Source organism: Cellvibrio sp. BR, from assembly GCF_000263355.1.
In the GTDB taxonomy this organism is placed as follows: Bacteria; Pseudomonadota; Gammaproteobacteria; order Pseudomonadales; family Cellvibrionaceae; genus Cellvibrio.
On sequence record NZ_JH668209.1, the window covers coordinates 26,538 to 51,259 of the forward strand.

General features: G+C 49.6%; 12 protein-coding genes. 8 read left to right on the forward strand and 4 right to left on the reverse strand.

Annotated elements, in window-relative coordinates; genetic code table 11:
* Window positions 1-61 precede the first annotated feature (61 nt).
* Both O59_RS20205 and O59_RS20210 read left to right on the forward strand, forming a co-directional pair.
* The gene (locus O59_RS20205; protein WP_040393817.1) at window positions 62-3,445 is read left to right on the forward strand and encodes a LamG-like jellyroll fold domain-containing protein; all 3,384 of its coding nucleotides are present in this window, start codon (window positions 62-64) and stop codon (window positions 3,443-3,445) included.
* Between the two features lie 275 nt (window positions 3,446-3,720).
* The gene (locus O59_RS20210; protein WP_007646136.1) at window positions 3,721-4,911 is read left to right on the forward strand and encodes an RICIN domain-containing protein; all 1,191 of its coding nucleotides are present in this window, start codon (window positions 3,721-3,723) and stop codon (window positions 4,909-4,911) included.
* Window positions 4,912-5,030: 119 nt separating this feature from the next.
* On the opposite strand, the gene O59_RS20215 is transcribed toward O59_RS20210, so the two are convergent.
* A complete protein-coding gene (locus O59_RS20215) occupies window positions 5,031-6,608 on the reverse strand; it encodes a glycoside hydrolase family 43 protein (protein WP_050977147.1) in 1,578 nt (525 codons plus the stop codon).
* Window positions 6,609-7,132: 524 nt separating this feature from the next.
* On the opposite strand from O59_RS20215, the gene O59_RS20220 reads away from it, so the two are divergent.
* Window positions 7,133-8,671, forward strand: a complete 1,539-nt coding sequence (locus tag O59_RS20220) for a methyl-accepting chemotaxis protein (RefSeq protein WP_007646141.1) — start codon at window positions 7,133-7,135, stop codon at window positions 8,669-8,671.
* 17 nt (window positions 8,672-8,688) lie between these two features.
* Window positions 8,689-8,976: a hypothetical protein gene (locus tag O59_RS20225; protein WP_007646143.1), complete on the forward strand. Its 288-nt coding sequence runs from the start codon at window positions 8,689-8,691 to the stop codon at window positions 8,974-8,976.
* A gap of 73 nt (window positions 8,977-9,049) precedes the next feature.
* Here the strand turns inward: O59_RS20225 and O59_RS20230 are convergent, their stop codons facing one another.
* Window positions 9,050-10,681 (reverse strand): sodium:solute symporter, encoded by a 1,632-nt coding sequence (locus O59_RS20230; RefSeq protein ID WP_007646146.1) that lies wholly within the window; start codon window positions 10,679-10,681, stop codon window positions 9,050-9,052.
* Window positions 10,682-11,177: 496 nt separating this feature from the next.
* Here O59_RS20230 and O59_RS20235 point away from each other — a divergent pair, with 496 nt between their 5' ends.
* Window positions 11,178-13,823 (forward strand): TonB-dependent receptor, encoded by a 2,646-nt coding sequence (locus tag O59_RS20235; RefSeq protein ID WP_007646147.1) that lies wholly within the window; start codon window positions 11,178-11,180, stop codon window positions 13,821-13,823.
* A 117-nt stretch (window positions 13,824-13,940) separates the two neighbouring features.
* Here O59_RS20235 and O59_RS20240 read toward each other — a convergent pair whose 3' ends face one another.
* Window positions 13,941-15,446 carry a tryptophan halogenase family protein gene (locus O59_RS20240; protein WP_007646149.1) on the reverse strand — a complete coding sequence of 502 codons (1,506 nt, stop codon included), beginning with the start codon at window positions 15,444-15,446 and terminating at the stop codon, window positions 13,941-13,943.
* Between the two features lie 98 nt (window positions 15,447-15,544).
* On the opposite strand from O59_RS20240, the gene O59_RS20245 reads away from it, so the two are divergent.
* Window positions 15,545-17,956 carry a glycoside hydrolase family 127 protein gene (locus O59_RS20245; protein ID WP_007646154.1) on the forward strand — a complete coding sequence of 804 codons (2,412 nt, stop codon included), beginning with the start codon at window positions 15,545-15,547 and terminating at the stop codon, window positions 17,954-17,956.
* A gap of 111 nt (window positions 17,957-18,067) precedes the next feature.
* Here O59_RS20245 and O59_RS20250 read toward each other — a convergent pair whose 3' ends face one another.
* Window positions 18,068-20,125: a glycoside hydrolase family 97 protein gene (locus O59_RS20250; protein ID WP_007646155.1), complete on the reverse strand. Its 2,058-nt coding sequence runs from the start codon at window positions 20,123-20,125 to the stop codon at window positions 18,068-18,070.
* Window positions 20,126-20,365: 240 nt separating this feature from the next.
* Between O59_RS20250 and O59_RS20255 the strand changes: the two genes are divergently transcribed.
* Complete coding sequence (locus tag O59_RS20255; RefSeq protein ID WP_007646156.1) at window positions 20,366-21,400, forward strand: LacI family DNA-binding transcriptional regulator; 1,035 nt, start codon at window positions 20,366-20,368, stop codon at window positions 21,398-21,400.
* A gap of 415 nt (window positions 21,401-21,815) precedes the next feature.
* On the forward strand, window positions 21,816-24,710 hold the full coding sequence (locus tag O59_RS20260; RefSeq protein ID WP_007646158.1) for a TonB-dependent receptor: 2,895 nt from the start codon (window positions 21,816-21,818) through the stop codon (window positions 24,708-24,710).
* Window positions 24,711-24,722: the final 12 nt, after the last annotated feature.

Below are 24,722 nucleotides of genomic sequence, written 5' to 3' on the forward strand. Positions count from 1 at the left end.
TCAGTTACTACCTAATATCTGACCCAACTAATAAGTAATAACTACAGTGAGAGGTTACCCGATGAAACTTCATAAACTAGCGCTCCTCATAGGTGGCGCCGTGCTGGTCACCGCCTGCGGTGGTGGATCGGACAACAAAGGCAGTGAAATCCCTGCCAATGTTGTACCTGAAAACGTGAGCCTACCTAACCCTACCGTCAATGCCGAAGCCATTGTTTACAACGACATGGCGGTGCATGACCCTTCTGTTATTAAAGCAGCTGATGGCACTTTTTACGTGTTTGGCTCGCATTTATCAGTGGCAAAATCCACTGATTTGATGTCTTGGACACGTGTGGCTGACGGTGTAAACGACCAAAACCCGCTATTCAATACCTATTCATCTGAGATCGCCGAAGGTATTGCCTGGACCGATGGATATGTCGGTAACTGGGCTGCCAATGTGATTCAGGCGCCCAACGGCAAATATTGGTTTTATTACAACCACTGCGGCCAAAACGACCCACGGGAAGTTGTACCCACAGAGGTGTGTTTCCATCGTTCGTATTTAGGCTTGGCGGAGTCAGACTCCATTGAAGGGCCTTATGTCGATAAAGGCATATTTTTACGCTCTGATTATCGTTCGCCAGAGGAGTTCGCCAGTTTTCCGCTGGACAACGGTCAAACCACCTATGATCGTTCCAAGGATCCGAACGTGATTGACCCTACAGCCTTCTATGACAAAAACAATCAAATGTGGATGGTCTACGGTTCCTATTCCGGGGGCATTTTCATCCTGAGAATGGATGAAACCACTGGCAAACCTGAGGCTGGTCAAGGTTACGGTAAGCCTTTGACCGGAGGCGGCCTTGCTGCGGTTGAAGGGTCTTTTATCGTCTACAACCCGGACGCCGACTACTACTACATGTTCACCTCAATCGGTGGTTATAACGCAACCGGTGGCTACAACATCCGTGTTTCCCGCTCCAAAAATCCCGATGGCCCCTATTTGGATGCGGCAGGTAATGACATGTTACTCGCCAAGACCAATACCGAAACGCTTAGCAAATACGGTGTGAAGTTAATGGGCGGCTTTAACTTTGTCTCTGAAGTGGGCGATGTTACCGACAGCTGGGGTTATTTGGCGCCAGGTCATAACTCTGCTTACTACGATGCAGCAACCAAAAAGACTTTGTTAGTCACCCATACGCGGTTTCCGAATCGCGGCGAAGAGCACTCGGTGCGTGTGCATGAAATGTGGGTCAATAAAGACGGTTGGTTAGTCTCCTCTCCACAGCGTTATGCGCCTATCGAGGGTACTAACGTGGTGGATGCTAATGATCTGGTGGGCGATTACCGTTTCATCAATCACGGCCTGGATACTAATTCTGTCGCTCATAACTCGGTTTATATCCGCCTGAACGACGACCGCACCATCACTGGTGAAGTGAGTGGTTACTATCGCCTGTCGGACACTGACAACAAGCGCATTACCCTGGTGTTGGGTAGTGATACCTATGAAGGTGTAATGGCGTGGCAGTGGGATGCAGCGGCAGCGCGTTTGGTACCAACTTTCTCTGCGATATCGACTAAAGGTGTGTCGGTGTGGGGCTCCCAGTTGGAAGCGCGTACTACCGGCGAAAACCTGACGGCAATTGCAGATGATTTGTCCTTGCCTGCGGAATACGTAGATCCAACCATGACTGTGCCATTGCGCGGTACCCGTGCAGCCGAGATTACCTGGGTATCGAGTAATCCGGCGGTGATTAACCTCAAGCGGGACAAAAAAACCGGTGAGTTAACTGGTGTCGCTCACGTCAATCGCCCCAGTGCAACTGCCGGTGATCAGGATGTAACCCTGACTGCCACTATCACCTTGAATGGTCAAACCCAAACCAAGAGCATGGTGGTAAAAGTATTGGCGTTGCGTTTGGCTCCAGCGACCGCGCAATTCAAGTTTGATGGTGATTTGGTCGATGCTACCGGCACTTTCGCCAGCGCTACCACAACGGGCGATCGTATCGACAATACCGGCGGAGTGGCGGCTTATGTTGAAGGGCGCGATGGTCAGGCCATCAGCCTCAATAACTACGGCGTGCGCCTGCCCGATGGCATTATCAATAACTACCAATACACCATCTCTTACTGGTTGAAACCTGCTGCCAAAACCTGGTTTACCGCCAGTTTCTTTGGTGCTGTTGGTTTTGATTGGATCAGTCTGCCATTGGAAACCTGGTGGGATCAAACCTTCAAGGTATGGCATATATCCACTGCCGTTGGAGTAGGTGATACCTGGTGTGCTTCTGGTGTGGCACTGCCATTAAATGAGTGGACTCAGGTTACGCTTTCAGTAGATCAGGGCCTGGCCACGGTTTATTTGGATGGTGTGAAGAAATGTACGGCTAATGGTGTAGTCGATTTATTTAGCAACAATGTTGGCATCTTTGGTTTAGGTGTGAACTACTGGGATACTCCCTACAACGGTCTGATTGACGACTTCAAAGTCTACAATACCGTGCTGACTCCCGAAGAGGTTGGTTTGCGTGAGCCAGGCAATATGCCCGCTGTTGATGTACTTGCTGCCGCCAAAGCGGGCTTGGAGCTGGGCGACCTGTCGGGCTTGAAGAGCGATATAGATCTGCCATTGGCGGGTGCTTATGGTGTGGCCATCAGCTGGTCCTCCAGTAATCAAAGCGCAATAGATGCCGTAGGAACCATTACCCAGCCCAGTGCTACCGAGCCGGATGCAACCGCAACACTTATGGCAACCCTGAGCTACGGCGGCCTCACCGAAACGAAAGCGTTTGAAGTGGTGGTGAAATCCAAGGCGCCTCCAGTGCCACTGGCTACTTTCTCATTTGAAGATGATTTGAGCGAAACCAGCGGTGTGTATGCAGACGGCACAGTGGTAGGCAATCGCGTCAATGTCGCTGGCGGTTCAGTCAGCTATGTGGACGGCGCCAAGGGCAAGGCACTGGTGCTGGATGGTAACTCGGGTGTGCTCTTGCCTGACAACCTGATCAACGATCACTCTTATAGTATCTCGATCTGGCTGAACTTGGCTGCGGGAACCCAGTACACACCGGCGTTCTTTGGTTGGGCGACTGACTCTAGTTGGATTAGCGTGGTACCGCGTGGCCCGGGTGATGCGCAAAACACTATGCTCTGGTCAGGTACTGCTTGGTATGACGGGACATTCAACGCCAAGATCCCAACCGGCAGCTGGAGTCATTTGGTGATGGTAGTGGAAAACGGCAGGTTGACTACCTACATCAACGGTGCACAAACCAGCACTATGGCGGGATTCCCCGACGTATTTACCCCTGCAGGTGATACTCACTTTGCATTGGGTGTGAACTATTGGGATATCCCCTATAACGGTCAAGTTGACGAGCTGAAAATCTATGACGAAGTGTTAACTGCAGATGACGTAGCAATTATTAACGCACGGGACTCTGCGGAGTAAGTCGTCTTGATAAGTTCATAAATCGGTACAAAAAGGCACCTTCGGGTGCCTTTTTGTTGCATGTGGTTTTGTGTGACTAAATTTTGCTCAGCAGAGTGGCTGCTATTTACAAGCCATCCCCCAAGCTCTATCGTCACTTAAAAATATAATAATACTAATAAGGCGTAATTTTATAAGGCAATAGACCGGTCGATCCAAAGAGGCATTCCCGCCTTGCTGCTTATCAATCCTGATAAGTGGATTCCCTAATAAAGATAAAAGTGGAGATCGAATCAATGAAACGTATTTCGTTATTTTTTGTATTGGCGTTCAGCATGCTGCTGAGTGCCACCAGCCATGCGGCGCTGTCTTCCGGGCGCTACGTCATAGTATCCAAGCTCAACGGTAATGCGTTGGACGTCGCCAACTTCAGCACGGCCGATGGTGCGGATGTAATGCAATGGTTCGTGTTAGGGGGTAATAACCAACAGTTTGATGTGACTGCCCTGAGCGATGGCACCTATTCAATTCGTGCTGTACACAGCGGTAAAGCGCTGGATTTATACGGTTGGAATACTAACGACGGTGCAGAAGTTCGCCAGTGGACTTACACCGGTGCCGATAACCAGCGCTGGTACATTAACGACACCGGCAATAATTATTACTCCATCACCGCCAAACTCGGCGGCCGCGCAATGGATGTGTGGCAAATGAATATGTATGCCGGTGCGGAGGTGAATATGTTCAGCTACTGGGGTGGAGCCGGGCAGTTATGGGCTTTCCAAAAAGTGGGTAGTGCCAGTGAATGTGTTGCGGGCGCCACGCTAACCAATCGTTTTGTTAATTGCGGTGGCAAAACGATTGGCTTGAGTTGTGCCAGTAACAGCGAAACCCAGCTGGCGGTGTTAACCCTGAGGAACTCATCCATCCGCAATGTGAAGCTTGCGGCCAATGGTGGTTCGGACGGTATTCACTGCAACAGCGGCAACTGCACCCTGGCGGACGTGGTATGGAATGACATCTGTGAAGACGCGGCGACTAATAAATCTGAAGGGGGCACTATGACTATCGTGGGCGGATCGGCCTATAACGCCTCGGGCAGTGGGTACGGTGGCACACCCGATAAAATCTTCCAGCACAACTCCAAAAACAGCACCACCATTGTGGCTGGCGGCTTTACCGCCACCGGCACCAACGGCAAGTTGTGGCGCTCCTGCGGTAACTGCTCAAGCAATGGCGGCCCGCGCAATCTGTTGGTTTACGATGTGAATATCAACGGGGCGATAGGCAGCATCGCCGGTGCGAACCGCAACTTTGGCGATAAAGCGACTATCCGTCGCTTGAAGATTAAAAATTACGTGCGCGGTAAACCACCGGTGTGTGAAGAGTTCCAGGGCGTGCAAAGTGGCAGTTCATCCACCAAGTACGGCGAATACTGGAATACCGCCAGTTGTGATGTTTCTACGGGCGATGTAACCGCGTTGTAAGTTAAAAACTCGTGAAGTTGAAAAACTAACGGGGGGAAGTGCCTCTTTGTACTTAATAACCGGGCGTTGCGCCCGGTTTTTTTATGGATACCCGCGTTCGCGGGCATGATGAAGGAGGTTTAATTATTCCGGCTGCCCCACACAGAAATACCAGCAGTTGATTGTGCACTGAATGTCACCACGAAGGTTTTGCTGTTGGGGTTCCACTGGCGCGATAAAACACCTTTAAAACTCTCATTGCCAAGTGTCAGGTCAATTAAATTATTGCCCTGCGCGCTCCAGCTACCACTCACCGCGCCAGTCACACTGCCATCACTATTAAGGGTAATAGTGGATGAGGTTTTCAGCGTGGCGCTGATGTCTTTACCGTGGTTGATGTATTTGTAACTACCCGCTACTTCACTGTCAGCAATGGTTTTATCCAATGTGGTCGGATTGCTGCTGAGCGGTACATAGCGATAGGGCGCCGCGACCGGCCAGCCATCGGCATTAAAAAACAGTTCGTGGGTGCGAATTTCATGTTGCTCGCCACGGCCGGGGAAACGGGTGTGGAAGATCAGGAAATATTGATCCGACTCTTCCTCGTAATAGGCCGAGTTGTGCCCCGCAGAAACATAACCGTGTTGTGTGCCTGTCTCGCCAGCGGCTAGCGCGAACTGGAAATTGCCCATCAGCTTTTGCCCGTGAGGTGCGTAGAGCACGTCGTCAAACAGTTTGTTGGGGTTGCCTTTTACCGTGGACATGTCGGTGCCCGCGGCATCCAAATAAGGGCCATCAGGGTTCACCGAGCGCGCGACGCGCATGTTGTAGGCACCAATTGCATCCAGCCCGCCAAAAGAGGTGAACATATAGTAGTAACCGGTTTGCGCGTTATAGAGCACATAAGCGCCCTCGATGCGCGCGTGATGGCCGCCTAACAGGTGTTTGCCGTAGCCTTGGCCGGGTTTGGCAAGGCCGGTGGTTTCATCCAGCTCCAGAATAAAAATGCCGCCGGAGTAGGAACCATACATCATCCACAGCTTGCCGTTTTTATCAAAGAATACATCCGGGTCTACTGCGTTGGGGTGGACTTGGGCGTCGTATACCGTGCCGTCTTCACTGGCCTGACCCCACATGCCGGACTTGAGCATGATTTGTTTGTTCACATAAGGGCCTTCAATGTTGTCGGCTACCGCTACACCCAACGCCGAGCGGGGTGAATCGCCCTTGCAGGAGTTGTAGTAGAAATAGAATTTGCCATCGTCCAGCTGGATAACATCCGCGGCCCACAAGCCGGTTACCTCTGACCAGGTAAAGGTGTCTGCCAATTCGGTAGTGACCTTATTGCCGAACAAGGGGTTTTGGTTGTTCACGCCATCGGCCACCTTGGTCCAGTTCATCAGGTCGCTACTTTTGGCGGCAGCCAGATGCGAGCCAAACACATAGTACTCACTGCCTACTTTTACCACTGATGGGTCGTGTACCGCCGCGTTGGTAAAATTGATATTCACGGTTTCACCGGCGACTGCACTGCTACTGGCCATGCTGGTCGCGCTGCTACTAGTGGCCATTTCGCTGCTGCTTATGGTTGCCGCACTGCTGGCGGGGGTGGGGTTGTTTGCACTGGGTGAACCACCTCCACCGCCACCGCAGGCAGCAAGTGCCAGCGCCACTGAAAAGGGGAGGAGTTTTGCGCTGTGTTTTAGTAAAGGCTTCATTGTGGATACCTTGGGTTAAAAATTGCTGGATTACTTTTAATATTTATATATAATAATACAAATGGTGGGGCACAAAAGATAGCGATATCGATACAGTGCCCACCGTTATCGATTGTTGTATGTGTCCCGAGTCTTATCCCTTTGTCGTTGGATGATGTTATTTTTATTAATGACATCACTTTTTATGCCGCTAACACTTGTGTCAGCGGCTTTTTTTTGCCTGTTTGGCTCGCGTTGGCTATAAAGAAAAGGACGGATTTATCTGATATGTGATTTTTTTGTGATGAATGTCGCAGGAAACTACTCTATCTTCACTTTTTATTGCTTTTTTGACTAACAGGTTTTCTGTAAATAGCAATTACCGATATTGACCTATACTTAAACATCAGCGCTTTCATCGAAACTAAAGGATAAATTCTGGTTAATACGGCTTTTTTATAAAGCTTTATTTGACTGACAAATTATCCGCTGGTGCGGTAGTGCTGGATCATAGCGACATAAGAAAAATTATCTGAGAGGTTGGTGTGAATAATTTATCGCTCAAAATGAAAATCCTCCTAAGCGTCACGCTTAGCTGCGTGGCAGCAGTGGTGGCTACGGCAATAGTAACGGCTCAATCGGGTATCGAGACGGCGCGCGATACCATTATTAAGGATACCCAAACCCTGGCCCAGGTATTGGGTGAGGCCAGTGTAGGTGCAATCACGTTCGATGATGCGGCAACGGTAGCGGCGTCACTCAATGCTTTGAAACTCAGCCCCCGTGTGCAATCGGCGGCCATTTACAGCGGCGGTAAACCCTTCGCTTGGTATGTGCAGGGTGTGAGCGAGGCCGATGCCAAAAGCCGCATATCTACACAAGCGCCTTCCGTGGGCATGACGGAAGCTAAAGGGCAGTTAACTATTACCGAGGCAATTCAGTCCGACGGCCAAACCCTGGCGTACATCTCCATGGTGATTGATATGGCCGAGGTGCAAACCATTGTGGCTCAGGCGTTTAATCGCTCGTTGGTAGTGGTGATTGTGCTCAGCTTGCTGGCCTTGGCGGTGTCATATGCCGTGCAAAAAAGTATTGTTGGGCCAATCAATAACATAGTGGAAGCACTGCGCAATATTTCGGAAGGTGAGGGCGACCTGACTCGTCGCTTGCCAGTTTCTGGCCGCGATGAAGTGGCAGAATTGGCCAGCTGTTTTAATCGCTTTGTAGAGCGTTTGCAGGGCATTATCGGCAACGTGATTCAAACTGCCGCAAGTGTGCGCAAAGATGCACAGGTATTGTCCGCCACCGCGCGTGAAAATGAATTGGCAATCCAACATCAACAAAACGAAATCCAGCAAATTGTTACGGCGATTCGCGAGATGGCGGCGGTGGTAGATAACGTTAGCCAAAGTGTGAGTGAAACCGCCAACCAATCACAACAAGCCGATAGTGCTGCCGCTTCTGGCAAACAAACAGTGGCGCTCACTATGGGGCAAATCCAATCCCTCTCTAACGATATTAAAACGGCTGCGGGTGTGATTGATCAGTTACAACAGGAAACCCAAAGCATTGGTTCGGTGTTGGATGTCATTCGCGGCATTGCCGAGCAAACCAACTTACTTGCACTGAACGCGGCAATTGAAGCGGCGCGCGCCGGTGAACAGGGGCGTGGTTTTGCGGTAGTGGCCGATGAAGTGCGCACCCTGGCTTCGCGCACGCAAACATCCACCACCGAAATTCGCGAAATGATTGAGCGCTTGCAATCCGGTTCGCACAAAGCAGTGGAAATGATGTCGGCGGGCAACGCACAAGCGGGTGCTTCGGTGGAACAAGCGGGGCAAGCGAGTGTATCGCTGGAAAATATTACCTCCATCGTGAGTGTGATTCGCGATCGCACCAACCAAATTGCTGCCGCGTCCGAACAGCAAAGTGCTGCAACACGCCAAATCGAAAAAAATGTGCAGCGCATTTCCAATGTGGCCGTGGAGTCGGCACAAAGCTCCAGTCGCATTTGTACCAATACTGAACATCTGGCAGCCGCAGCCGACCAGCTTTCCGAGTTGGTGAGCCGCTTCCGCGTATAAAGCAGAGGAGAGAGACAATGAAAAAATATGTAATTGCGTTGACACTAACCGCCGCCTTATCCAGCGGTGCTTATGCTTGCAGTAAACCGGCCACCAAACCGGAATTTCCGGACCCGGCAACGGCAGTAAGTGCACAGATGGTCAAAGCAAACAACGATGTAAAAGCTTACGTAAAAGCAATGCAGGATTATTTAGGTTGCGCTGGGTTAAGCCGTTCAGCCGAGAAAAAAGAATTGGATGACTTGAAAGCCTATGCAGAGAGTTTTAACGTAATTATTCGTGCTTATAAAGCGAAGGCTGGTTAAATCCCTCCCTCTCCTCCCCCTTTGAAAAAAGGGGGTGAGAGGGATTAGCTTGTAAAAAAAGATTTAAATATCGCTACCAAAACCGGACATAAATCGCTGCTGTAATCCCCACAATTATCAGGGTATGAATCACATCCCACTTATCAATACCGGCACGAATTTCAGCGCGCTGTGCCGCAGAAATTGAACCATAGGTTAACCCTTGTAATTGCTCATCGCTCGCGACTTTGGTGAACAGGCTTACACCAATAACTAATACACAAATCACAACAAATAATAATGAGCAGTAGTAGAGCCAATTCATGGCCACCAAGCTGTACAGGAAGCCATCGGGATCGAGTTGATCTTTAAAAATGGTCAGCACTAAACGCAAAATGCCCAATACAAATCCGCTTACCAACCCGATAAAACCGGCAGCAGGTGTAATGCGTTTTGAAAATACACCCAGCAAAAATACGACAGCAATGCCCGGTGCAATCAACGCTTGCACTAGCTGTAAATATTCGTAGAGCACATCGGACACCATTTGCATTACCGGAATCCACACTATGCCGAGTAAAACCACCACTACAGTGGCGGTGCGCCCTACGCTCAAGAGTTTTGTTTCGCTTGCGTGTGGTTTGAACTTTTTATAAAAATCGATGGTGAATAAGGTGGCGGAGGAATTAAACAGCGAGGCCAGGGAGCTCATCAACGCAGCGAGTAAGCCGGCAATCACAATACCCTTAATGCCTGAAGGCAATAGTTCCGATACCAGAGCCGCAAAGGCTTGGTCTGCACTCTCAATATTTATTTGCCCTTGTTGATGCAACGCATAAGCGATCATGCCGGGAAACAGGAAAATAAATACCGGCAACAATTTTAAGTAGCCCGCAAAAATAGTCCCGCGCCGCGCCGCTTGAATCCCTTTGGCGGAAAGCACACGCTGCACAATGTATTGATCCGTACACCAATACCAAAAGCCGATAATAAACGAGCCAAAAATAACACCCGGCCAAGGAAAATCCGGGTCACTGGCAGCGCGAATCAAATGCATTTTTTCGCCATTGATACGTTCCAGTTCAGCAAAGCCGCCCACCTTCTCCAAGCCTACGACCAGAATGACCAGTGAGCCGATAATCAACACCGGTGTTTGCAATACCGAGGTCCACATAATGGCTTTCATGCCGCCCAGCACGGTGTAAATCCCGGTCACTACCACCAAACCAACAGCCGCGATCCAAAAGAAATCGATACCCCACATACTGTCAATGCCGAGTACTGTTTTCAGTACCACACCACCGGCATACACAGTGACCGATACTTTGGTTAGCACATAACTCACCAGCGAAATAAACGACAAAAAAGTGCGTGAGTTGGACGAGTAACGGCGCTCCATATACTCGGGCATGGTGTACACCTTGCTGCTCCAGTAAAACGGCGCAAACATCCAACCGAGCAACAAAATAATCCAGGACTGTAACTCCCAGTGCGCCATCGCCATGCCCGTTTGCATGCCTGCGCCCGACAGCCCGACCAAATGTTCCGAACCGATATTGGAGGCAAAAATGGATGAACCAATTACCAGCCAGCCGGCATTGCGGCCTGCCAGAAAATAGTCAGAGGTGTCTTTTTCTTTTTCAAATAGCGACCAGACCACTACCGCGACTAGCAACAGCATAAAGCCAGCTAGCACAGCCCAATCGAGCGTGGAAAAGTGAATCATGCGGGTTACCTTTTATTCTCAGTCTGTAGTTATTGTTGGGGCTATTGTGACGCCCTGCGCCAGGGTAAGCCCGGCATAATCATACGTAAAGCAAGGTATTATTGTAATATAAAAATTGTATCAAATAGCGATTTGCAAGCCTTTCTTGCTGTTCCCAAATGAATAACCCTCCATCGCGATAAAACCTTGTTTTCTGCACACTTGGCGCTAGCTCTCGGGTGAAAGTGCTACTTTTGGTAATGCTCCGGTGTTTTTACATAAAAAATACTTTTCATTTGTTGACGGAAAATGCCGTGAAGACTAGTATTTTAATTGTCTTACAATATGCCTAATTATTAGGCGCTGGCTAACAAAAACGAGCCTGATCGTTTTGTGCGGAGCAGGCAGAAATACCGCGCCAGACTAAGACAGTGCTGCAAGAACACCGGTTTTAATAATAACAATCGCTCCATCGGATACTCCGAATAAAAAGGGCGATTGACCACGGGAGATAGTCATGTTCAAGAAAAAAACACTCAGTTTATCGATTGCAATGGTTGCAGCCTTGGGTTCGTCCTACGTGGCTGTAGCGCAGGAAGACGACGGCCTTGAAGAGGTTGTTGTTACCGGTATTCGCGGCAGTATGTCCAAAGCGTTGGATATCAAACGCGAGAACACCCAAATTGTTGATGCAATTGTTGCTGAAGACATTGGTAAATTCCCTGACAACAACGTAATTGAAGCTATGTCACACATCACTGGTGTGCAGGTGGGTGTGGATGTTAAAGGCGAAGGTAGTAGCGTAGTAATTCGTGGTTCTGGCGACATTGTTACAACTATTAATGGTCAGCAAGTATTTACCGGTGTCGGCCGCGGTATGGCACTGCAGGATATTCCTGCAACTCTAGTAGCAGGTATCGAAGTTTATAAGTCCACTTCTGCCGATATGATTGAAGGCGGCGTAGGCGGTGTTGTTAACGTGCGCATGCGTCGTGCATTTGATTTTGATGGTTTCAAAACTGCAGTTTCTTTGAAAGGAACTTACAACGATCAGTCTGAAGAAACCGATCCAAACCTGAGTGCATTGGTTAGTAATCGCTGGGATACCAGTGCGGGTGAATTCGGTGCATTACTGAACGTTGCTTACATGGAAAGTAATTATCGTGAAGAGGCAGTATGGGGCGGCGGCTTTTTCCCCTACACAGAAACTGGTGTGCCTATTGCTGGCTCCACACCTGGCGTAGCGCTGGACACTTCACCCGACAATGATTATGTATTGATGCGCGATGCGGCGGGTGCGTGGGATCGTTACGGCTTGAACAAGCGCCCTGCAGTGAATGTGTCATTACAGTGGGCGCCGAGTGACAGCCTGGAAACCTATCTGGATATGTCATACCAAGGCTACGAAGGCAAAGGCAATATGTCCTTCCTGTTTACTCGTACCGATGCGCAACAAAAACCTGGCACAAGTTACACCTATCATGAAGGCACTAATGTTGTTAAAACTGCCCAAACCGTTAATGCATTTTTGCTGACCAGTACGCAAGCATATGAAGCTGAAACTGAAAGTATGCAGTACACCACGGGTTTGAACTGGGATGCGAATGACAAGCTGAATGTCAAAGCTGACTTGAATTATCAAACATCTACCTTTGATAACACCGGTTTGATTCTCGATTTCACCAGAAATGCGCCTACCCTGAATGTTGACTTCAACCAAAATGGTGCAGTGGCGTTGGATTACGGTGATCTCGATTTAACCAGCATTGACGGTGTGGGTGTTGCGACCTTCTTTGATGGTTGGACTCATTCCAAGGGCACAGCTTACGCTGCGAAAGTGGATGCCGATTATCTTGTTGACTTTGGGCCGATTGAAAAATTTGAATTTGGTGTGCGTTATAGTTCGCGCAATGCGGAAAATCAGGACGTGCAAAATGTGCGTTGCTGCGGCCCATTGCTGTCCGATCCACGTCTGAATGGCATTGTTGATAAGACGCCGGGCAATTTCATGAGTGGTGTAGTGACATTTCCTCGCCAGTGGCTGACACCATCAGTTGACTGGATGTTGGATGCAGAAAATCAGGATACATTGCGCAACCTTGTGGGTTTCAACTACACCGGCAGACCGGCGTATGACCCTACTCGCTACTTCGATATTACTGAAGATACTACGGCGATCTATGGACAATTCCACTACGCATTCGATGTGGCTGGCAAAGCAGTTGATGGTGTGGTGGGAAGCCGTGTTGTAAACACCTCTTCTGATTTGACAGGTTTCCAAATTGATGGCGACACCAATGTTGCCACCCAGGTAACCTTGAATGCTGACGACACAGTGGTATTGCCAAACGCGTCTTTCCGCATCAGTTTGACCGATACGCTTACTGGTCGTATTAACGCCTCACAAACACTGACTCGTCCTGCTTTCGGTGATTTGAACCCTGCATTGACCTTGCGTGCACCTATCGCTGGTCAAATCAATCAAGGCACTGGTAGCGGCGGCAACCCGAATCTTGAGCCCATTGTGGCAACTAACTTTGATGTTGCTTTGGAATGGTATTTTGCAGAAGACAGCGCCCTGACCGGAACTATTTTCAATCGCAATTTCACCGACACTATCGTGCGTAAAACTACCATCGTTGATATCGGTGGTGTGCCTTACCGATTGGATCGCCCTGAAAACTCTGGTGAAAGTGACTACACCGGTTATGAAGTGGGCTTCCAATATTTCCCGGATAACTTACCGGCGGTATTGCAAGGTTTGGGTGTCCAATCCAGCTACACTTATATTGATGGTGAGTTGAAGCCTGAGTCAGGTGCTGCGAAGACCGAGCTGTTTAATGTATCCAAAAAATCTTATTCGGTGGCATTAGCCTATGAAAAAGAAAAATTCGGTGCACGTATTTCCTACGTCTATCGCGATGCATTTAAGGGCGGTGAAAACTTCTGTTGCAGTATGCCAATCGAAATTATGGCGCAAGACTACGGTTCAACTGACGTGAGCATGAGCTACAACGTGACCGACGATATTATCCTGACCTTGGATGCTACCAATATCTTTGGTGACAACTTCCAGGATTATTTCGGCGATGCCACTTTGTTTAACCGTGATACCGTTCGTTTTGCTAAAACTGTTTCTGCTGGTATTCGCGCTTCTTTCTAGGTTAGCCGAATAACTGTTGGAAATGAAAAGGCCGCTCAATTTGAGCGGCCTTTTTTATAATTAATGAATTGAAAATTTAAAAATAAAAACGAAGTAATAGAAAAGCCATTGTAAATATTAGCAATGGATGTTCAAACGTTTTTTGTGATCAATAAAATATAAATTGCCGATGTTGTTTAATTTTTCCTGCAAGGTTAACTCTATGTTGGTTGGCGTTATGTTTGCTTTGGTTGTGCGTAAATGGGTAAAACGCCCCATGCCCGCGAAAATGCAAAACCAAGATTCAGGTTTATACACTTTTGCGCGTTGCTGCTTGAACAACAAATCCATAAAATCACCTTGGTTATCCCAGCAGGAAATTAAGGCTTCCAGCTTGGTCGATGGTTTGGCTTGTTCGCGGCAAGCGCGCCAGTAGGTGGTATCGGTTCGGGTGTTGAGCAGATAATGGGTAACAATGTAATCGCGAATTCCGTCAATTAATTCGTTAATGTAATTGTTGTAGTTTTCTTTGGTTGTTTCGCTAACTGGCTGGTCAAAACAATCTACAAAATTTTCCAACGTGGATTGCACGATTGCCAGAGCTGTAGCCTCAAGTGGTTCGATAAAGCCTTGGGATAGCCCAACCGCCAAACAATTCTTTTTCCAGTGATTATGAATGCGACCAACGCGCATGGTTAAGTGACGTGCCGGTGAATCTTTAGCGACATCGCCCAAATGATTGCGCAATTCCTGCTCGGCCTGTTCGGGGGAGATGAAATCCCGGCTGTAAACATAGCCATTACCGTAGCGGTTAGTGAGTGGGATTTTCCATGCCCAACCATAACCTAAAGCAGTTGACCGTGTGGCTGGTACGATCTCTTCATCAATCGCTGTTGGTAGTGTTACCGCTGCATCATTAAATAAATTTTCTTTGAACGATAAAAAAGGTTCCAGCAGGGTTTTACCCATCAACAAACTGGCAAAGCCAGTGCAATCGATAAAAAAATCAGCACCTATGCTGCCGTGTTGTCGGGTTTGGATACTGCTTATGTCACCCTCAGCGGTAAGTGTTACTTGTTCTACATTGTCGATGAGGTGGGTCAGTCCCAGTTGTTTGGCGCGGTCACGCAAAAACTTTCCCAGCAACGCTGAATCAAAGTGATATCCGTAATTGACCTGATTACCCAGCTGCGGATCAACAGGTAGGGGTGCTCTGTTTGCCTGTGCAAGGTGATAAGCGAGGAAATAAGGGTTGGGGTGTGCCTGCTGATTATTGCCCAGTCGCTGTGAGTTGGCCGCTGCTACAAAAGCGTAAGCACCTTCCTGATCCCAAGCGGTATAAAACGGGTGGAAATAACTTTCATATCCGGGAGTTTCGCCCCAATTATCAAAATAGATTCCAGCTTTATAGGTGGCGTTGCAGGCGGGCATCCATTCTTTTTCGGCAATGTGCAGATAGCTAAAAAATTTTCGCAGCGCAGGTGTTGAACCTTCACCTACGCCAATAATGCCAATGTCCTCAGACTCAACGAGCGTGATTTCCACTTGGTGTGTTTTCCACGCGTGCAACAATATTGAAGCCGCCATCCAGCCGGCAGTGCCGCCGCCAACAATAGCAATCGATTTGGGTATTGCGGTTTGCATTTTTTAACCTCTGGCAGAGCGGGTTTTTGATCTTATAATGGTAGTATTGTAATACAAAATAATGCACCAACATAAATATACCACCAGAGAATACCACCATGTTTTTGATCAAGCCTTTTTGTCATCTGTTGCTAGCGACTGGTTTGCTAGCCGCTTCTGCTTCCGCCCTTGAACTAGCCCCCGCCCGCGATGTGCAATTGCTCGATAGCCCATTTCTGCAAGCGCAAAATACCAACAAAGATTATTTAATGGCGCTGGATACCGAAAAATTACTGGCACCATTTCGCCGTGAGGCGGGCTTGCCGTTTAAAGAGACTTACGGCAATTGGGAATCCACCGGGCTGGATGGCCACATGGGCGGGCATTATGTGACGGCGCTGGCCTTGCTCTATGCCGCGACCAAAGACGACGTGGTGCTGCAGCGGTTGAACTATGTAATTGCGGAATTAAAAAAATGCCAGGACAAGCTAGGCAGTGGTTACATTGGCGGTATTCCTGACAGCAATACAATGTGGAGTGAAATTGCGCGCGGTGATATTCGCGCCGACAACTTTTCCACTAACGAGCGTTGGGTGCCCTGGTACAACCTGCATAAAATCTATGCTGGCCTGCGCGATGCTTATTTATATGCAGGCAACGAAGACGCCAAAAAAATGTTGGTGCGTTTGTCTGATTGGACTATTGAACTCACCAAAAAATTATCACCTGAGCAAATGCAAACCATGCTGCGCACCGAACACGGTGGTATGAATGAAGTATTTGTGGATGTGGCAGAAATCACGGGCGATAAAAAATATTTGAAACTGGCGGAGGCTTTTTCCCACCAAGCGATATTACAGCCGCTGGAAAAACAGCAGGATCAATTAACCGGCCTACATGCCAATACCCAAATTCCCAAAATTATTGGCTTTAAAAAAGTAGCCGATGCGACGCACAACGAAAGCTGGAATAAAGCCGCAGAGTTTTTTTGGCAAACTGTAGTAGACAAACGCACCGTGGCGATTGGTGGCAACAGTGTGAAAGAACACTTTCACGATAGCCATGATTTCACGGCGATGATTGAGGATGTAGAGGGGCCAGAAACCTGCAATACCTACAATATGCTCAAACTCACCCAGTTGTTGTTTTTATCTTCAAGGGATAACTCAGCAGCGGATATGAAAAAAAGTAAAAACAATCCGGCGATGAAATACGTGGATTATTACGAACGCGCCTTGTACAACCATATTTTGTCCTCCCAGCATCCACAAACTGGCGGCTTGGTATATTTCACCTCTATGCGCCCCAATCATTACCGCAAGTATTCGCAAGTGCATGACGGCATGTGGTGCTGTGTGGGTTCTGGTATAGAAAGTCATTCCAAATACGCCGAATTTATTTATGCGCGTGACCTGGACAAAAAAATACCCGAAGTATTTTTGAATTTATTTATTCCCTCGCGTATGACCTGGGCAGAGCAGGGTATAAGCTTTACCCAAAATACCCAATTTCCTGATGCAGAAACTACCGAACTGGTAATGGAAACTAGCAAGCGTTTTCGCTTGCAATTGCGCTACCCACGCTGGGTGGAGGCCGGTCAACTGCAATTACGGGTAAACGGAAAAACTGTGAGCGTAAAACAACAACCGGGCGATTACATTGCGCTCGAGCGCCGTTGGAAAAAGGGCGATAAAGTGCAATTGGCGTTGCCTATGAAACCGCGCTTGGAAAAATTACCCGACGGTTCAAACTATTACGCGGTGCTCCATGGCCCGATTGTACTTGCGCTGAAAGCCCAGCCATTTGTGACCGAAAAAATTAGCTATTTTGCGGATGATTCACGCATGGGGCATATCGCTTCCGGTCAGGTATGCCCACTGGAAGCCGCGCCATTTTTGTTGGGTAATAGCGATGAATTTATCCAGCAATTAAAACCCGTCGCCGGTAAACCGCTCACCTTTAACGCCAGCGGTTTAATCAATGGCCAGAATCTCCAGCAGATCGAATTAGTCCCGTTTTTCCGTGTACACGAATCGCGTTACGCACTGTACTTGCCCTACAGCACCGCGGAGGATTTAGAAACGTCTCGCGCCAAAGCCGCTGCTGAGGAAAAAGCGCGCTTGGAGTTGCAAGCCAAAACCATCGATCAGGTTGCCCCTGGTGAACAACAGCCAGAGTCAGACCATTTTTATAAAGGCGAACAAGCGGAAGCGGGTTTATACAATAATCGTCACTGGCGCCATACTCGCGCGTGGTTCAGTTATGAATTAAATGATAAAAAACAGGAAGCCAAAACTTTGCGCATCACCTACGCAGGAATTGATTCCGGCAGAAAATTTGAAATTCAGTTGAACGATGTGGTGATTGCCAAGGTGGAATCCACCGGCAATACGCAGGAGTTTTTCACCGTTGATTATGCGATACCTGCGGAATTAGTAAAAAAAGCCAAAGGTAAATACACCCTGAAATTTGTCGCGGCACCGGGTTCAATTGCGGGTGGTATTTATGGGGTGAGGTTGTTGCGGGAATAGCTTTTTAGCGGGTGAAATCCTTAGATCAATCCTTGGTTAAATAGATGAATGTCGCGAGGGTATTCCCTCGCGCATTCCCTCTGTATTTTTAAAAAGAGGCGGGGTGAAAACCTAACGCCGCTTAAACCGAATCGCCGTTCCCCCGCCCGGTTTTAAATCCAGCTCCAAGGTGCTTTTTGCAGTCACATTTATCCGTTTGATTTCATAGGCTTCCGGGTTGGTTTCCCAATCGGCGTCTTTGCCGTCGCGGTATATCTGGGCTTCATAGCGTGCTTTGGGGGCGAGGAAGTCCAGTTTTACTTCAAGTTTGCGCGCGTCCTGATTGGTGATGGCGCCCAGGTACCAGTCGGGGCTCTGTTTATCTTGGCGGGCGACTACCAAATACTCTCCCACTTCACCTTGCAATGCGCGGCTCTGTTTCCAATCGGTGGGTACGTCATCGATAAACTGGAAGGCGGGGTGGCCGGCATAGTTCTCGGGTAAATCGGCCACCATTTGCAGTGGGCTGTAGAGCACCACGTAGAGCGCTAGTTGGTTGGCGAGGGTGGACGGGACGCGGTTGTGGGGGCGATGTTTTTTGTAATCGAAGTTGAAGATGCCAGGGGTGAAATCAATCGGGCCGGACAGGCCGCGCGTGAAAGGGATGATAGTGGTGTGGTCGGGCATATTGCCAGTGTCAGGGCTGCCGCCGTTGTACTCCATGCCGCGTACACATTCGCGTGTCATCAGGTTGGGATAGGTGCGGCGCAGGCCGGTATCGGTCACGGTTTCGTGGGCATTAACCATCACTTTATGGCGTGCAGCGGTATCCACCACTCGCTGGAAGTGGTTGACCATGTATTGGCCGTGGTGCCATTGGTCGCCATCAATACGGGTGCCCACGTAGCCCATTTTCACGCTGTGGATACCGAGTTTTTCATAGTAGCCAAAGGCGGCATCCATCTGCTGTTCGTAGTAGGTCACACCGGCGGCGGTCTCGTGATGGCCGATAATTTCCACGCCTTTTTCGCGGGCGTAAAGGGTAACTTCTTCCAAATCCAAGCCGACGACAGGCTCATCAAAAATAAAGGTCGGCGTGCGCTTCCACCATTCACCTTCCCAGCCTTTGTTCCAACCTTCAATCAGCACGCCGCTAATGTCGTGCTGGGCCGCAAAGTCGATATATTCCTTGGCGCGCGCAGTAGTTGCACCCTGTTTGGGGCCTGGGCTCCAGTCTTTTTCGCCGATGTGCATCTCCCACCAAATGCCCATATATTTTCCCGGTTTGATATAGGTGCCTGGTTTGATGTAGCTGTTGTTGCTCTTGAGTGTTTCAGGTTTGGGCGGTTCGTTCAGGTTTAAGGTTAAGTAGGAGTTGAGCAGGTCGATGGCTTTGGGCGCGATTTGAATCGTGCGCCAAGGGGATTGCATGGGCGCGGCAGTGCGCACCTTGTCGCCATTGGGCCAGGGCACCAGATCCACTTTCAGGGTTTTGGTGTTATCGCTCACCATGCGCAGGGTCATGCTGGCGTAGTTCACCAGCGCCGCCTCGTGAATAGCCAGCGCATAGTGGCGCGCTTCCAGGGTGATGGGAGTGAAGGCGACATCTACCGAGCTGAGCGCTGATTTTAAATATTGGTATTCCGGCCCCCAGTTGCGATAGGCGGGCAGCCACCATGCATGGCTGTTTTCCGCCAGTACAAACTCGGTGAGTTCATCCTCAATCACAAATTCTTTCAGCTTCGCTTGGGTGGGAATTTCGTAACGCAGGCCAATGCCGTCGTTAAAGGCGCGCACTACCAGGGTTAATTGCCGTGGGCTGGCGCTGGTTTCAATCAACTCCAGCCGTAATTCACGGTAGTGTTCGTTGATGGTTTGCTGTTCGCCCCAGGGCTGTTGCCAATCCTGGTTGTATTCGCGCTCGCTGTGTTTGCGCAGCACCATCTGCTCGCCCAAGGCTTGTTGGCCTTTGATTTTTAACCCGAGGCGGGAGCGATTCACCACCGGCCTGCCGGCATAAGACACGGCGTAAAACACCCCCTCCGGTTTCACTTCCACTTGTAATTGGATCTGTTGATCCGGTGAGCTGAGAGAGTAATGAGGTGTGCTGACAACTGTTTCGGCATGGCTCAAACCTGCCAGCAAGGCAATGGTGCCCGCTAAAAAGACGAATAAAGAACACTTGTGCATGGGGCATCCTCGCGGCCGGGGGATAGTTGATAAGAGTTGTTTTTATACTAGACGCTATTTTTAATTTACTAATTAAACCAATGTTATTAAATTGTGGCAAGTCAATCCGTGTCGGTTCCAGGCCAGCTTGCAACCGGTTGTATGGTTATTGTCAATAAAACAAATTATGATGCCAATTGAGATCTGCGTTTTATCCCTTTGAAATTGCTTCATTAATTCGTGACTGGTAATTGGTGTGTTATGGCAATAGCAGAACCCGGCGTCAAAAAATCCGCCCTGAAAATGACCGACCTTGCCCGTATGGCGGGGGTATCTAAATCCACTGTGTCGCGCGCGCTGCAAAACAGCGAGCTGGTGAATCTGGAAACCCGTGAAAAAATTCAGGCGTTGGCCAAAGAGCACAATTACCGGCTGAATACTCAGGCGCGCAATTTTCGCTTGAAAGAGTCGCTTACCATCGGGGTAGTGATTCCCTCCGCGGAGAGCGCCAGTTGGCAAATTACTGACCCGTTCTTCCTTGAATTGCTCGGTGCAATTTCTTTCAATTTGATCGAACAAGGGCACGAGATGTTGTTCTCGGGGCTGAGCCTGCATGCGGTCGCCAGTGGCGATGATGGTTTACGCCGCATCAACTGTGACGGTTTGATTGTGGTGGGGCAGGCCGATTGCCACGAGGATTTGAATCGTATTGCCGATGGTCATACCCCTATGGTGGCCTGGGGTGCCAAGTTACCAGATCAACGCTATTGCACCGTCGGTGGCGACAACCGGCGCGGCGGTGAATTAGCAACCCAGCACCTGTTGGCGCGCGGCTGCAAACGCATTGCAATTATTGGCGATTGGGGTACACCGGAAGGATTGCTCCGTTACGAGGGCTATCGCTCGGTATTGGCAGAGGCCAATATTGCACCTGAACCGGCGCTGGAAATTATTCTGGACAGCGCCCGCGACAGCCATCGCCAAGCCGCTTTGCGCCTGTTGTCGAGCGGCCATGAGTTTGATGGGCTGTTCTGCCTGAGTGATGCCATCGCCATGGCGGCGATTAATGCACTCAATGAACACGGCGTGGCAGTACCGGGCGACGTGGCCGTGGTGGGGTACGACGATATCTCCCTGGCGCGCTACTACACGCCCTCCATCACCACGGTGTATCAGGATCGTGAACTCGGCGGCCGCTGGTTGGTAGAAAAACTGCTGAAAATGATTGATGGCGATCTGGTTGAATCTGCCTACTTACCCACCGACATAGTGCTGCGTAATAGCAGCCTTCGCTAGATACTCTCCAACAAAGGCAACCGGCACACTCGCATAAGCGAGTGTTCTGGTTTGCGATAACAATCCCCGCCAGTGATCTCCGCACTCGCAACGGCAGCACCTGCCCGCAAACTCCTATTTCCACCCGTTTTCTTCCCTAAAGCAGTCATTGTTGCACCCAAAATAGCGCTCAACTGCTGTTCAATAATTACTCTCAAATGCTAACTAATGTAACCACTGTTGTTTTTGTCGCTTAATACAACCGGTTGTTTCTTTGGGTAGCACTGGTTTTTCGCTAATCGATGGTCAAATTGTAACCTTCCGTAGCAATGCTAAATATTCGCGGAACTTTTTTTGCTTTCGGCCTCAGTTGTTCTACATTACAACCGGTTGCAAAGAATTTTTGCGGCACATAAAAACACATCGGGAGAGAGACATGAAACACAACACACTATTCAAGCCTGCCATTTTGTCACTGGCTGTCGCGGCAGCGACCAGTGGTTCCGGCTTGGTATTCGCACAAGACACTACCAGTCAGGACGCCTCAAACGTAGAAGAGGTGATGGTGACCGGTATCCGTGCGAGCTTGATGCGCGCCCAGTCGATGAAAATGGAAAACACCTCCATTTCTGAAGCCCTGGCGGCGGAAGATATTGGTAAATTGCCCGACTCATCCATTGCCGAATCGCTGGCACGTCTGCCAGGTTTGGCCGGTGAGCGTAAAGGCGGCCGTGTAAGCGGTATCTCTGTGCGCGGTTTTAAAGAAGACTTCGTGGGCACCACCCTGAATGGCCGTGAGTTGCTGGGTATTGGTGACAACCGCGGTGCCGAGTACGACTTGTACCCTTCTGAAATTATGTCTGGCGCGGTGATTTACAAATCATCCGAAGCCAAATTAACCACCACCGGTATTGGTGGCACCGTGGATCTGCGCACTGCGCGCCCACTGGATGTATCCCCCACCGTGACTTTTAACGGTTCTTACGAAATGGCGTCGCAGGGTTCAGATAACCCCGAGTTCGACGACGATGGCAACCGTTACGCTATTGGTTTCTCACAACGCTTTGCCGATGACACCATCGGTTTGGCCATGGCCTACGCCTCTACCGAATCGCCTACCAACCAACGCAAATACGGCGTTTGGGGTTACAACGAAGATGAAGACACCGGTCGTTTTGTGCCGAGCGGTTTGGACATCATGGCGATCTCCTCCGTGTTGGAGCGCGACACTGTGTCGGCGATTTTCCAATACCGCCCCAACGATGATCTGGATATAGTCATCGATGCATTGGATATCGACTACAGCGATTACGGTGTGATTCGCGGCTTTATCGAACCCTTCTCAGTGGGCTCTCTCACTGCAGGTTCAGGCGCTTTTGATGCAACTGGCACCCAGGTTAATGCCAACCCGGTATTGCGTACCGACCCTAAAGAGATCCTCGGCGAACTGCAAACCGTGGGCTTAAACCTCAAATACAAACTGAACGATGTTTGGTCTGTTCATTTGGATGTGGCTGACAGCGAATCCAGCAAAACCGATACCCGCGGTGAAAGTTATGCCGGTTTGGGCCGTTCAGGTTCCTTGACCAACGCTCAACTGGGTTCACGTACCTTTGAAATGAGCCAGGGTGGTGTGTTCTTTACCGGCATTTCCGGTATGGATTTCAGCGATTTCGATGCCATTAAACTGACCGGCCCACAAGGTTGGGGTGGTTCTTTGGCGGCTGAAGCCGACGTGTTTGAATCCAATGTGGAAAAAGCGGCGGGCGGCGGTGTTTACACTTACGAAAACGCGCAGGACGGCTTCCTCAACTCCGGCGTATTTGATGAGAGCTTAACCACCATCAAATTTGAAGTGGCTGCAGAGTTGGATACCAGCTTCCTCACCGGCGTAACGGTTGGTGCTTACTACAGCGATCGCGAAAAATCCAAAGTGAACGACGGCTTCTTTGCCACCTCACCCACATACCCCTACGGCAATGGCACCGGTGTAGTGGATGAAGTGATCCCCGAGAAATACCGCTACGGTCTGGCTGACTTGACCTGGGCTGGTTTGGGCATGGTTGTCGCCTATGACGGTTATGCACCCTACAAAGATGGCTATTACTACCAAACCTCAGCGGCAACGCTGGAGCCGGATCGCTTGGGCGATACCTATGTAGTCACTGAAGAAGTCACTACTTTCTACGTTCAAGGTGATTTCAATACCGATGTCAGTGGCATCAACGTATTTGGTAACGCCGGTTTACAAGTCGTGGATACCGACCAGGCATCGACCGGTTTCATCGGCTTGGTGAATGAAGAGTTCCGCGTTGATCCCATCGTGGCTGAAGGTGGCGCTAGCTACACCAAAGTGCTGCCTAGCTTGAACGTCAGCGCTGAAGTAGCCGAGTCGCAGTTTGTGCGTTTTGGTGCATCCAAAACCATCAGCCGCGCGCGTATCGACCAAATGAAAGCCTCCGGTTTCGTGAAATACGACCAAAACATCGACATCCTCTTGTCCGAGGATTACGAAGCGGAAACGCCATGGTCCAAGTTCCAGGGCGCGCCTACACTGCGTCCGTTGGAATCCAACAACCTGGATCTGGCATACGAAAAATACTTTGCGGAAGACGGTTATGTATCCGTAACCTATTTCTACAAAGACCTGGTTAACTGGACCCGTGAAGGCCAAACCGTTATCGATTTCACTAACGATGCGACCAATGACGGCGCCAACTACTACATCCCGGCGTTCCACAACAAAACTGTACAAACCGATGGTACCTACGGCCCGAACGATGTGTTCCTGACTGCCGGTACTGTAGTGGCACCTGCACAGTTCCAAGGTTACTCATCATCGTTTGAAGATGGTTTGAAAGGTAATGTGGACGGTTGGGAGCTGACGGCTAACGTACCGCTGAACCTGTTGAGCGATGCATTGGACGGTTTCGGTTTTGCAGCATCCAGCGCGTTTATCGATGCCAAACTGGATGATGGCTCTGCCATTCCCGGTCAATCGGATGAGGTTCATTCGCTGACCGTTTACTACTCCATGAACGGTTTTGAAGTGCGTGTGGCGGGTACCGATCGTAGTGATTTTGCAACCTATCAACGCGGTGGTAGTAACAAAATTGAAAACGCCAATCGCAATGGTGTGCAGTTGATCGACGCCCAAATCAGTTACGACTTCTCCGAGTCCAACTTCACCGCGCTGGACGGCTTGCGTATCTCGTTACAAGGTACCAACCTGACCGACGAGGATGAGGAAGATGTAGGTGATCAAGGTATAGTGACTGCTCGCCGCGAGTTTGGTCCAACCTACATGGTGAACGTGAACTACTCGTTCTAAGTTTATTGTTGT